This window comes from Vibrio sp. 99-70-13A1, from assembly GCF_013114625.1.
GTDB lineage: Bacteria > Pseudomonadota > Gammaproteobacteria > Enterobacterales > Vibrionaceae > Vibrio.
Genome location: NZ_VTXD01000009.1, coordinates 1 through 12,703, shown reverse-complemented (window position 1 = coordinate 12,703; position 12,703 = coordinate 1). Strand labels below are relative to the sequence as shown.

Annotated in this window: 12 protein-coding genes; 10 read left to right on the top strand and 2 right to left on the bottom strand. The window is 40.7% G+C overall.

Features of this window, described 5'->3' with window-relative positions; genetic code table 11:
- The first annotated feature begins 20 nt into the window (after positions 1-20).
- From lysS to F0226_RS08230, 5 genes are all read left to right on the top strand, one after another.
- Positions 21-1,553 carry a lysine--tRNA ligase gene (gene lysS / locus F0226_RS08250; RefSeq protein ID WP_171735200.1) on the top strand — a complete coding sequence of 511 codons (1,533 nt, stop codon included), beginning with the start codon at positions 21-23 and terminating at the stop codon, positions 1,551-1,553.
- Between the two features lie 242 nt (positions 1,554-1,795).
- Positions 1,796-3,130 (top strand): cyclic-di-GMP-binding transcriptional regulator VpsR, encoded by a 1,335-nt coding sequence (vpsR, locus tag F0226_RS08245; protein WP_171735199.1) that lies wholly within the window; start codon positions 1,796-1,798, stop codon positions 3,128-3,130.
- A 283-nt stretch (positions 3,131-3,413) separates the two neighbouring features.
- On the top strand, positions 3,414-3,536 hold the full coding sequence (locus F0226_RS22660) for a hypothetical protein (protein ID WP_301338149.1): 123 nt from the start codon (positions 3,414-3,416) through the stop codon (positions 3,534-3,536).
- Between the two features lie 109 nt (positions 3,537-3,645).
- Positions 3,646-3,897, top strand: a complete 252-nt coding sequence (locus F0226_RS08235) for a DUF1127 domain-containing protein (protein ID WP_171735198.1) — start codon at positions 3,646-3,648, stop codon at positions 3,895-3,897.
- Positions 3,898-4,098: 201 nt separating this feature from the next.
- A complete protein-coding gene (locus tag F0226_RS08230; RefSeq protein WP_171735197.1) occupies positions 4,099-4,410 on the top strand; it encodes a DUF6482 family protein in 312 nt (103 codons plus the stop codon).
- Between the two features lie 38 nt (positions 4,411-4,448).
- Here the strand turns inward: F0226_RS08230 and mutH are convergent, their stop codons facing one another.
- Entirely contained in the window at positions 4,449-5,114 is a 666-nt protein-coding gene (mutH, locus tag F0226_RS08225) for a DNA mismatch repair endonuclease MutH (RefSeq protein ID WP_171735196.1), read from the bottom strand.
- Positions 5,115-5,726: 612 nt separating this feature from the next.
- On the opposite strand from mutH, the gene rppH reads away from it, so the two are divergent.
- From rppH to F0226_RS08200, 5 genes are all read left to right on the top strand, one after another.
- Entirely contained in the window at positions 5,727-6,245 is a 519-nt protein-coding gene (rppH, locus tag F0226_RS08220) for an RNA pyrophosphohydrolase (RefSeq protein ID WP_171735195.1), read from the top strand.
- A gap of 2 nt (positions 6,246-6,247) precedes the next feature.
- Positions 6,248-8,497 carry a phosphoenolpyruvate--protein phosphotransferase gene (ptsP, locus tag F0226_RS08215; protein WP_171735194.1) on the top strand — a complete coding sequence of 750 codons (2,250 nt, stop codon included), beginning with the start codon at positions 6,248-6,250 and terminating at the stop codon, positions 8,495-8,497.
- Between the two features lie 8 nt (positions 8,498-8,505).
- A complete protein-coding gene (locus tag F0226_RS08210) occupies positions 8,506-9,297 on the top strand; it encodes a TSUP family transporter (protein ID WP_171735193.1) in 792 nt (263 codons plus the stop codon).
- A gap of 71 nt (positions 9,298-9,368) precedes the next feature.
- Positions 9,369-10,172 carry a prolipoprotein diacylglyceryl transferase gene (lgt, locus tag F0226_RS08205; protein WP_171735192.1) on the top strand — a complete coding sequence of 268 codons (804 nt, stop codon included), beginning with the start codon at positions 9,369-9,371 and terminating at the stop codon, positions 10,170-10,172.
- A gap of 27 nt (positions 10,173-10,199) precedes the next feature.
- Entirely contained in the window at positions 10,200-11,051 is an 852-nt protein-coding gene (locus tag F0226_RS08200) for a thymidylate synthase (RefSeq protein WP_171735191.1), read from the top strand.
- A 234-nt stretch (positions 11,052-11,285) separates the two neighbouring features.
- Here F0226_RS08200 and F0226_RS08195 read toward each other — a convergent pair whose 3' ends face one another.
- The gene (locus tag F0226_RS08195) at positions 11,286-12,431 is read right to left on the bottom strand and encodes a Na/Pi symporter (protein WP_171735190.1); all 1,146 of its coding nucleotides are present in this window, start codon (positions 12,429-12,431) and stop codon (positions 11,286-11,288) included.
- Between the last annotated feature and the right edge of the window lie 272 nt (positions 12,432-12,703).

The window sequence follows — 12,703 nt, the reverse complement described above, 5'->3', positions numbered from 1 at the left end:
AAAAGCAGGGTACATCTCTAATGACTGATGCTGTTCAAAATGAAAACGTACAAGAAGCTTCTTCACCTGAAGAAAACAAACTAATCGCAGAGCGTCGTAGTAAGCTGGATCACATCCGCCAAAACTGCAAAGCGAATGGTCACCCAAATGATTTCCGTCGTGAGCACCTAGCGGGCGATCTTCAAGCGGAATTCGGTGAGAAGACTAAGGAAGAGCTAGAAGAGCTTAACCACATCGTTGCGATCGCGGGTCGTGTTATGGCGAAGCGTGGTCCATTCCTTGCGATTCAAGAAACTTCTGGTCGTATCCAAGCATACGCAGCGAAAGATGTACAAAAAGTACTAAAAGAGAAGTACCAAGGCCTAGATATCGGTGACATCATCGGTGTTAAAGGTGCGCTTCACAAATCTGGTAAAGGTGATCTTTACGTGAACATGGAAGAGTTTGAATTGCTAACGAAAGCACTTCGTCCTCTACCAGAGAAGTTCCACGGTCTAACTGACCAAGAAATGCGTTACCGCCAGCGTTACGTTGACCTAATCGTGAACGAAGACTCTCGTAACACATTCATCGTGCGTTCTAAGCTTGTGTCTTCAATCCGTAACTTCATGAGCTCAAAAGGCTACCTAGAAGTTGAAACGCCAATGATGCACGTGATCCCAGGCGGTGCAACAGCACGTCCATTCATCACTCATCACAACGCACTAGACATCGACATGTACCTACGTGTTGCACCTGAGCTTTACCTTAAGCGTCTAGTGGTTGGTGGTTTTGACCGTGTATTCGAGATCAACCGTAACTTCCGTAACGAAGGTCTGTCTCCACGTCACAACCCAGAATTCACAATGATGGAATTCTACCAAGCGTACTCTGACTACAAAGATCTAATGGATCTAACGGAAGAGATGCTAAGTACAGCAGCGATGGACGTTCTTGGTTCGACTTCTATGCCTTACGGCGACGAAACGGTTGAGTTCGGTGGCACTTACGCTCGCATGAGCATGTTCGATGCAATCAAACACTACACACCTGAAAATGCAAATATCCAAGCTCTGACTGAAGATGATCTTCAGAACAGAGAATTGATGGTTAAAATTGCAGAAGAAGTGGGTCTGTACGTTGAGAAGTTCTGGACATGTGGTCAGCTTCTTGAAGAGATCTTTGGTGAAACGGCTGAGCCTCAGCTAATTCAACCAACGTTTATCACGGGTTACCCTGCGGACATTTCTCCACTGGCTCGTCGTAGCGACAGCAACCCATTCTTCACAGACCGCTTTGAGTTCTTCATCGGTGGCCGTGAAGTAGCGAACGGTTTCTCTGAGCTTAATGATGCACAAGACCAAGATGAGCGTTTTAAAGCACAAGTAAACGCGAAAGACGCGGGTGATGATGAAGCGATGTACTACGATGCAGATTACATTACTGCACTAGAGCACGGTCTACCGCCAACAGCGGGTCAAGGTATTGGTATTGATCGCCTAGCGATGCTATTTACTAACACGCACACAATCCGTGACGTAATCTTGTTCCCAGCAATGCGCCCACAAGCTTAATTGATAAATCAATAAGTTATAAATATCTAAAGCCACCTTCGGGTGGCTTTTTTGTTTTTATAGAAAAATCATATATAGCCCGCACTATTTATTCGAAACATTACTGAATATGACATAGTCTTACTATTGAGACTGGTTATCTTAGATAGTCTCATAACTGTAACGTTTGTATTTTTAATGCGACTAAGACTTATTTTAGTTTTTGTTGATGAATTTAATCATAAATAAAGTAAGGAAATAGGATGGGAACTCAATTTAAGATGGATTCCTTACCAGGCTCTCTTATCGTCGTGGGTGGTGCGTATGAACCTTGGCTATCTGTTTTAGAGCAGGTTGGCTGGCAATGCACACAATGTGCTGATTTACGTAAAGCGGATGCCTTAATTACCAGTACCGGCCCATGTATTGGTATCGTTGATTTAAGCCACGATGAATTCAGTTTAAATGGGATAGCGAACCTAGTTAGTACGCATAAACAAGTTCGCTGGCTGGCTTTTATCCGAGAATCGCAATTAGGTTCGGATACTATTTGCCAGTTTATCGTTAACTTCTGTATCGACTTTTTCACAGCTCCGATCCCAGATGCCCAATTATTAAATACTATTGGTCATCAGCTTGGCATGCTCAAGCTAGAAAAAAAGGTATGGCCTAATTATGGCAGTAGTCATGATATGGGGTTACTGGGTGAGTCTGTAGCCGTTAAGCGATTAAGAGATCAAGTTAAACGTATTGGTCCTACCGATGTCAGTATCTTAATTTACGGTGAGAGTGGTTCGGGGAAAGAAACCGTTGCTAGGGCGATTCACAATACCTCTTCACGCGCACATAACCCTTTTCTTGTTGTCAATTGCCGAGCTTTATCTGAAGAAAGGATTGAGTCGGATTTATTCGGGGTATCTCATAGTCATAACCCTAAAACCTCAATATTAGAGCAGGCAAATGGTGGAACGGTTTTATTAAATGATGCCCTTGCTATGCCAAAGTCTCAGCAAATGAATCTATTGAGGTTTTTACAGGAAGGGAAAGTTGATACTCAGACAGGTTCGAAAGCTGTCGATGTCCGTATTCTTGCCGCGAACTCTTCGGATATAGAAAAAGCACTGATTGACGGTGAATTTAACGAAGAGTTGTATCATTACATCAATGTATTAAGAATTAATGTTCCTAGCCTCAAAGAGCGTGCTGGAGATATTTCGATTCTGTCTAGCTATTACTTACAAGAGTATTCTAAAGAGTTTAATGCACAAGCTCGTAGTTTTTCTGAAGATGCGATGAAAGCTCTTACTCGTTATCATTGGCCAGGTAATATTCGTGAATTGATGAATCAATTAAAACGCGCGGTGCTTATGTCTGATTCTGTCATGATTGATGAGATTGAATTAGAACTACCAAAACATAATGATGGAAAGCGCAGTCTTAAAAGTATTCGAGAACGCTCTGAAAAGGATGCTTTAGTTCTTGTCTTAGAATCACATGGTGGACAAGTGTCATTAGCGGCAAAAGAGCTCGGGGTATCAAGAGCGACGATGTATCGGTTGTTGAATAAACACGGTTTAATCTCAGAAAGTACTATATAGAGCAATTACCCTGTAGAGAAATGTACATAAAAGGAGCCACGTATCTAGCGTGGCTTTTTCGTTTCAGCGATATGTTCTTTGGTTTAAATATAACCTATATGAATATGTTATATTTAAATGGATATGCAATCGTTTACTAGGTGAATACTTTGTTTTCATAATGTTATAAATTTACAGGTTGAATTTTATACTCATTTGAATAGAATTTAACCGTGAAAGCAAAGTTAGTTTTGCTTTATACATCATCATATATTTGGATTTTTTAGTTAGCTTGGAGGCGTAAATGAAACATTTTAATTTTATTCATCACATTTACGCGTCGTCGGATTGTAGTAAAGATATGCCTGCTTACATGGCTGGTACATCTATGACTAGTGATCTAGCCACCCAAGATAAATCTAACTAACAGATCCGTACCCTTCTTTGGCTGCGGAAATAGCAGCTAAATGGGAACCTATCCTTTATCTCATCTAGAACGCTATTTTCTCAGTTAATCCTATTACTGGAGAATTATTATGCGTCACTCAATTTATTTAAAACTTGCAACCGTTCTTGTCCGTGCTGATTTACGTCGTGAAGAAAGAGAATGGCAACGTAAAGTTCGCCGTAGTTCATTTGCTTTGCCATGGGAAAACAAACACTTACTAAGAGATATTGGCTTGGAAAGTGATGGTCGGCCTATTGCGTTTTCTGAACCTGAAGCTGTAACTATTGAGCGCCGAGTCCGTCACCTACGTCGAGTTTTAAGTGCACGAATACCAACGTAATATATGGGGTTGAAATACCTTCAGCCCCTAAATTGTATTGCGAGATGTTTATTATGGTGTCGGGATTATTAGAGTTATCCTGAATAAATATCGAATTGAAAAGAGAAGTGGCTGCCCACTTCTCTTTTTACGTTTCAAATGTATTTTTTTAGCAAAGCAAATGACTTCAACTAAGCTTGAATAGAGCAGTGGAGGTGAATCATGCAAAAACATCAATTAGACATGTGGTTACACGGACATCATAAGGAGTCTTATCAGCCACCTAAAGTGTATGTGATTGGGTGTTCAGATGTGACTGAATACTTATTGGCCGTTGAATACAAACATAAACTTGAACCGGTCAAAAAAGGCGGGGAGCCGTTGCATTTCGGATCTTTGGATCAAGTAAAAGAAGAGTTGATGCGGCTAGGTATAGAGAAAGCGTATTTACGACTACATAATGCCTACGATGAATTTGGCTCTGCACCAACCCAACCTTATTGTGATATAGAGCTGTCATTAACGACGCATTAAAAGCTTTCAGCACCTTAAATTAAAGGTTCTTTAAAGTATTATAGGTAATGCGCCGTTAAAATTTGGTGAGTAAATTGCGTTCTTAAATAGAAGCCTCTTGGCTTAGTTTTTATTGGTTTCCCATTTATGCCATAAGCTTCTGTGAGAACTCGGCTATTGGCTGCTTTTGGACGTAAGTGCAGAGCTTCTCCGTATCGGGCGGTGATTTGCTCTATGTTACCGAGCACGATAATTTCCATGAGCTCTTCCCAGTCTCTTCTTAACACGTCCTCTTCATCAGAGCTTGGTGTCCAAAGCAAAGGCGATCCAACTCTTCTATCCGCCAAAGGAATTTCTCTTTCTCCTTCAACGGGGATCCACAGCACTTTAGATAACTTATTTCGCACATGACTGGTTTCCCAAGTTAAACCTTGAACACCGATCAGTGGAGCAACACAGACAAAAGTTGTCTCTAGTGGCTTTCCGCTATAACTGATAGGGATGCTTTTTAATTCGATCCCTAAGTTAACAAAATCTTGTTGAGGTTTACTGCCAGCGAGAGCCCCTAAATGCCATTCAAGTAGCTGCCCGACCCAACCTTTATCTCGCTTAAGATCTGGTGGTACATCCATTTTGGCTTCGTTGGCTAACTCTTGAAATGACAATCCAGCAATAGCATTGGCTCTTTCTAGTAATTCTTCTTGGGTTTTAGGTTCTGGTTTCATAATAAAGAGGCAATATAAAAAATGAATTTTATCAGAAGTTATTGGAAATGATTACCGGTTAATAAACGATCTTGCTGTGCATCCTTTGATCAAACTTAAGGTTATCCACAGATTAGTTACGTAAAAATAAAAATAATTGTATTCTGTATAAATAAACAGGGGTTTAAGGGTGAATAAACACTTGCTATATCAGGCGTAAAATGAAGCTTTTAGTGCGCTGTGTGGATAAAGGTCACATTGGTTGATCTTTGACCGATTGTTTTTTCGTAAAGATCTTTACGGTTTTATTTTTATTTTTGTTTTTTGTTTTTTGTTTAACTATTTGATTTTTAATTGTTATATTTTTTTTCTTGAAATTATTAATAAATTTATTATCTATATGAAGACTGCTGATAACTGATTACTGTTAATTCTTCACATAGTTATTCACAGAAAAGGTGAATAAATGTGGTCTATGTCTCACTCTTGTGTGGGTAACTTAAATTTGAACAAAAGTTATCCAGAATTAAGATTAAAATCATAAATATCGGTTTAATCACATCACTAAGTTTGCTCCGCTTGGGGATATGTGGAAAAATCAATGCAATTAAAAATTTAGATAGAGGTTGGCCAGTGATAGATGGCGATGGTTACCGATTAAACGTTGGTATTGTAATCTGTAACAACCATGGTCAGGTCTTCTGGGCTAAACGATACGGGCAACATTCTTGGCAGTTTCCTCAAGGGGGAATTGATGAAGGTGAAACTCCAGAGCAGGCAATGTTCCGAGAGTTATATGAAGAGGTTGGTCTAACAAAAAAGGATGTGAAGGTCGTTGCAACTAGTCGTCATTGGTTACGCTATAAGCTACCCAAACGCTTGGTTCGATGGGATTCAAAACCTGTCTGTATTGGACAAAAACAGAAGTGGTTTCTTCTACGGCTAGATTGCGATGAATCTCGTATTAATATGCAGCGTGGAAGTACACCTGAATTTGATGGTTGGCGCTGGGTAAGCTATTGGTATCCAGTAAGACAAGTCGTTTCTTTTAAGCGAGATGTATATCGTCGAGCAATGAAAGAATTCGCATCTTTAGCAATGCCGTTTAAAGAGCGAAAGACAAAAGGAAAACGTAAACAACGTAGAGGGTAAGCATGCTCAGTCAACTAAGGGACATAGTTGAACAAGTTTCAAGGGTTGAAGATGTCTATACTGCCCTTGATATTTTAGTTAAAGAGACATGCAGCGCGATGCAGACTGAATGCTGCACCGTGTACCTTGCTAATGATGAAATGCAGCGCCTTGAGTTGATGGCAACTCAAGGTCTGAATTTTAAAACTGACAGCATTCATATTAATTTTTCGGAAGGTTTAGTTGGTCTTGTTAAACGCAGTGCCGAACCGATTAACCTTGCAGAAGTCTCGAATCACCCTGCCTATAAATTTTTTCCTGAACTAGGTGAAGATGTTTATCACTCTTTTTTAGGCACCCCAATTATCCATCGCAAGCAAGTGCTTGGCGTACTGGTTATTCAACAAAAGTCACCTCGCTTATTCAGTGAGATGGAAGAATCTTTCCTTGTCACTCTTTCTGCCCAGCTAGCTGTAATTGTCGCGCATGCTCAAACACAAGGTTTATGGCGTTTAGAGCAACAAAAACGCTTATCAAGCAAAGGTATTGCTGCTTCTTCAGGTGTGGCGATAGGCGAGCTTTGGTGGGACAACACACAACCTGAATTAACTGATGTATATCCGGCTTCTACGCTAAATATTGAAAGAGAACATGAGCAGCTGGTGGTGGCTATTGAAAATGCGCTGAATGATTTCAGGCGCATGAGAAAGCGTTTGGACAGTGATATTAATAAAGATGCTTTAGCTATCTTTGATTTATTTACTCACCTTCTGAACGATCCGATGCTGCGAAAAGATCTAAAAGCTCAGATTCAAAAAGGCGATAGGGCGGACTGGGCATTAAGACAGGTCGTTGAAAGTTATTCAAACCGCTTTGCTAGAATGTCGGATGTTTACTTAAGGGAGCGAGCCCAAGATATTCGCGAATTAGGTCAGAGGTTGCTCTACTTTCTTCATAATACTGAATATGAACAGCGCTCGTTAGAAAAGCCAATAATATTAGTTGTCCGTGAGTTAACGGCTTCTGTTTTAGCTTCTATCCCTAAAGAGAAGTTATTGGCTGTGGTGTCTCTTGAAGGCGCTGCGAACTCTCATGCTGCTATTTTGTCTCGCGCTTTAGGCGTACCTGCTGTTATGGGGCTTAGCCTGAACCTTGAACAAATAAATGGCAAGCAAGCCATTGTTGATGGTTACAGTGGCGACGTGTTTATTGAACCTGATGGTAACTTACTGAGTGAATATGGTGAGTTAGTGTTAGAGGAGAGTGAGCTCTCTTCAATGGTCAATAAAGAGCTGTTTAAGCCGGCACTGACACAAGACGGCAGGCATGTTGATATTTTATTAAATGCAGGCTTGAGTGCTGATACTAACATTGCCCTAAACCAAGGGGTTGATGGTGTTGGTTTGTATCGAACTGAAATTTCGTTTCTTCTACAACAGCGTTTCCCTTCTGAAGATGAACAAGTGAAGCAGTATCGTTCAGTCTTGGACAGTTATCCGAATAAACAAGTGGTTATGAGAACACTTGATATTGGTGGTGATAAAGCCTTGCCTTACTTTCCTATTGAGGAAGATAACCCGTTCTTAGGTTGGCGCGGGATTCGTTTTACGCTTGATCATCCCGATATATTTATCATTCAATTACGTGCAATGCTTAGAGCAAGCTGTGACAGCCAGAACTTAAGTATTTTACTTCCGATGATCTCTGGTGCGCAGGAACTTGATGATGCCATTAAACTTATTGAACAAGCCTACGATGAAGTGAGTTTGTTAGATAGCCGAGTTAGAATGCCACGTATTGGTATTATGCTGGAAGTGCCTTCAATTTTGTATCTACTGCCCCTTATTGCAAATAAAGTGGACTTTGTATCGGTTGGAACCAACGATTTAACTCAATATTTATTAGCGGTAGATCGGAACAATTCACGTGTTGCGAGTGTCTATGAGTCTATGCATCCCGCGGTTATTATGGCTTTGAAACAAATACATGATACGTGTAAGCAACATTCATTACCTGTTTGTATATGTGGTGAGCTTGCAGGTGACCCGATGGGTGCATTGTTATTAGTTGGATTAGGGTACGACACTCTAAGTATGAATACCTCCAACGTTGCAAGAACCAAGTATTTGATTCGCCAGTCTACGCATCAAGAACTGCAAGATTTGGCGAATAAAGCATTATCACAACCCTACGGAAGTAGCATCTATAGTATGATGCTAAGTTATTTTGAAGAACGAGAGTTTACTGGCTTTATTCGAGCGGGTAAGAAATAGGATATAGCGTGACATATGAACTAATAGGCTTGCTGGTGGTATTGGGTGCGGTAGTTGGCGTATTAGCAGGTTTACTGGGTATTGGTGGCGGGTTACTTGTTGTTCCTGCTCTACTTTTCCTCCTTCCGAAATCTGGAATATCTCCGGATATTGCCATGCAAATGGCATTAGCAACGTCTTTAGCCACAATCATAGTGACTTCAGGTTCATCCGCTTTAAATCATCTAAAGTTGGGTAATGTTGATGTATTCGTTATTAAGTGGTTGATGCCAGGAGTCGTGATTGGCGGCTTCATGGGGTCTTTTATTGCTGATGTCATCCCAACAGAATACCTTCCTAAAGTTTTTGGTGTCATTGTACTGTTACTTGCAATGCAAATGCTGTTATCGATTCGTTCAACTAGTCAAAAATCTATGCCGAGTTCTGCTAAAACCATCATGTATGGTGGTGGGATAGGCGTTATTTCAAGCCTAGCTGGAATCGGTGGCGGTTCATTGTCTGTGCCTTTTTTGAACCACCATGGCATAGAGATGCGTAAAGCGGTGGGTTCATCCTCAGTGTGTGGTTGTGTGATAGCTTTATCGGGCATGCTTGGGTTTGTTTGGCATGGCTCATCTGTAGGTAATTTGCCTGAATACAGTGTCGGCTATGTTTACTTACCAGCTTTAGTTGCCGTTGCGAGTGCCTCTGTACTGACAACTCGCATAGGCGCAAAGCTTGCGACACAATTGCCGACATCGGTTTTAAAAAAATTCTTTGCCGTATTTTTAATGTTCATTGCTGGCGCTATGTTGCTGTAGTTCAATTTCAGTCTTCTTAGCCTGCGCGTTCCATTCATTGTTATTTATTTTATTGTTATAGAGAGCCGAGTATGTCTCAGGGGTTTATTGAATTCCCAAATATTGATCCTGTTCTTATCGAACTAGGTCCTATTGCTGTTCGTTGGTACGGGTTGATGTACCTTGTTGGTTTTATGTTTGCTTTGTGGTTAGCAAACCGCCGAGCAGATAAGCCGAATAGTGGATGGACGAGAGAGCAAGTGTCTGACTTATTGTTCGCAGGCTTTCTTGGGGTTGTGATTGGTGGGCGTGTTGGTTACGTTCTTTTTTACAACTTTGATTTGTTTTTACAAGACCCGCTATATCTGTTCAAAGTATGGACCGGTGGCATGTCTTTCCATGGTGGCTTGCTGGGTGTGATTAGCGCAATGTTCTGGTATGCACGTAAGAATGGTCGACCATTCTTCGGTGTAGCTGATTTTATTGCGCCTTTAGTACCATTTGGTTTAGGGATGGGGCGCCTAGGTAACTTCATGAACAGTGAATTATGGGGACGCGTAACTGATGTGCCATGGGGTATTGTTTTCCCTAATGGTGGACCATTGCCTCGTCATCCATCTCAACTGTATGAAATGGCACTAGAAGGCATTGTTCTATTCTTCATCCTCAATTGGTTTATTCGTAAACCTCGTCCGTTAGGTTCTGTTTCTGGTCTGTTCTTAATGGGGTACGGCTCTTTCCGCTTCCTTGTTGAATATGTACGTGAACCGGATGCTCATCTTGGTTTGTTTGGTGACTTCATCTCTATGGGGCAAATATTATCGCTACCAATGGTGATTTTAGGTGCTTTGATGGTAGCGTGGGCATACAAATCAAACCGTAAAGTTGTTCAGTAGAATTCATTTTTTGTTAGGAAAGTTATCGTGAAGCAGTATTTAGATCTTTGTCAGCGTATCGTCGATGATGGTGTATGGATTGAAAATGAACGGACAGGTAAACGCTGTCTTACCGTGGTTAATGCTGATCTAACCTACAATGTTGGTCAGAATCAATTCCCGCTAGTGACAACCCGTAAAAGTTTTTGGAAAGCGGCTGTCGCAGAGCTTCTTGGCTACATTCGAGGTTACGATAATGCAGAAGATTTCAGAAAGCTTGGCACTAAGACTTGGGATGCTAATTCAAACTTAAACGACGTTTGGCTAAACAATCCTTACCGTAAAGGTGAAGATGACATGGGGCGAGTTTACGGTGTTCAAGGTCGAGCATGGGCTAAGCCTGATGGCGGTCATATCGATCAATTGAAGAAGATTGTAGATGACTTAACTCGTGGTGTAGACGACCGTGGTGAAATCCTGAATTTCTATAACCCTGGTGAGTTCCACATGGGCTGTTTAAGACCGTGTATGTATAGCCATCACTTCTCCCTGCTGGGTGACACTTTATATTTAAATAGTACTCAGCGTTCTTGTGACGTACCGCTTGGGCTTAATTTCAATATGGTTCAGGTTTATGTGTTTTTGGCTATCATCGCTCAAATTACAGGTAAGAAACCTGGCGTGGCTTATCATAAAATTGTGAATGCTCATATTTATGAAGATCAACTGGCGCCAATGAAAGATATTCAGTTGAAAAGAGAACCACTGGCTGCTGCTACTTTTCATATTAACCCTGAAATTAAATCACTTGAAGATTTAGAAACTTGGGTGACATTAGATGATTTTTGGGTTGAAGGTTATGAATGCCATGAAGCAATTAAATACCCATTTTCAGTTTAATCGTTTCTATGACGTTCTTTTGTTAAAGCGACAAAGAATGGGAAGTGACAGAAGTAATTGTCGATAGAGAAAAATCGATAAATAAATGATTAAAAGGTTGGCTAGAAATAGCCAACCTTTTTTGTATCTATACCTTTCTTTTGTATCTATAACGTTATCTTTGGATGTAAAAAATCCCCGCCTCAATGAGAGCGGGGATTTTTATTTAAAAGCGTATCTTAATAAAGGTAATGTCTATGCTGTTAGAGCAAGAATAGTACCTGGCATTACGATAAATACTGCAGCTAAGTAACCAGCAACAACAGCTTTGTTTTTTACTGCCATGTCTGAGATGAAATCTGCGCCCTTAACCGGCAGTTCACGTAGGAACGGAATACCATAGATGAATACTGTTGCCATCAAGTTAAACACTAAGTGAACAAGGGCAATCTGTAGTGCAAATACTGCGAACTCACCAGAAACGGCTGTCGCTGCAAGTAAAGCGGTAATACATGTACCGATGTTAGCACCAAGAGTGAATGGGTAAACATCACGAACCTTAAGAACACCAGTACCCACAAGTGGAACCATTAAGCTTGTCGTTGTAGAAGATGATTGCACTAGAATCGTTACGATTGAACCTGAAGCGATACCGTGAAGTGGACCACGACCAATTGCATTCTTTAGAATTTCACGAGCACGACCAACCATCAAGCTCTTCATCAGCTTACCCATCACTGTGATTGCGATGAAGATAGTTGCGATACCTAATACAATAAGCATAACGCCGCCAACAGTATCACCAAATGTTGATAGAGGCTCTTGAATCGCGCTCACAACGGGCTTAGTAATAGGCTTGATGAAGTTAAAGCCTTTAATGCTCATGTCACCGGTTGCTAGCATTGGAGAAACCAACCAATGAGAAATCTTTTCTAACATACCAAACATCATTTCTATTGGTAAGAAGATGGCAACGGCAAGGAGATTAAAGAAATCGTGAATAGTCGCACTTGCAAAAGCACGCTTAAACTCATCCTTACAACGTACATGACCAAGGCTAACTAGCGTATTAGTTACTGTTGTACCAATGTTAGCACCCATAATCATAGGGATAGCGACTTCAACTGGTAAACCACCAGCAACTAAGCCAACAATAATTGAAGTAACAGTACTTGATGATTGAATAAGCGCTGTTGCTGTTAAACCAATCATTAAGCCTGCAACTGGGTGAGATGCAAATTCAAATAAAACTTTTGCTTGTTCGCCCGTTGCCCATTTAAAGCCTGTACCTACCATTGAAACTGAAAGTAATAGTAGGTAAAGCATGAATGCCAAGTTAGCCCAGCGTAGCCAGCGAGTAGTGCTCGTCATTGGCGCTGCTGCAGTAGTAGCTTGGTTCATAATGTATTCTCCATTTGACTGTAAGAGTCTGTGTTTAGTCTATGAGTTAATCTGAGCGTGATGTTAGAGGGGAAATATTTCAGTAATATTACATTTTTATGAGGTCTCTTTTTTTTCGTGATGTTTTAACTGTGAAATATGTAAATATAAAATGACACGTTAATATCTATATGTTTTTAAAGGTTTTATTTTGATTTTTATTCGGTGGGATCTAGCTCGATTATTTGAATTTTTTTTCGATTTTTATTTTAAATATGACAATGTGAAAATAG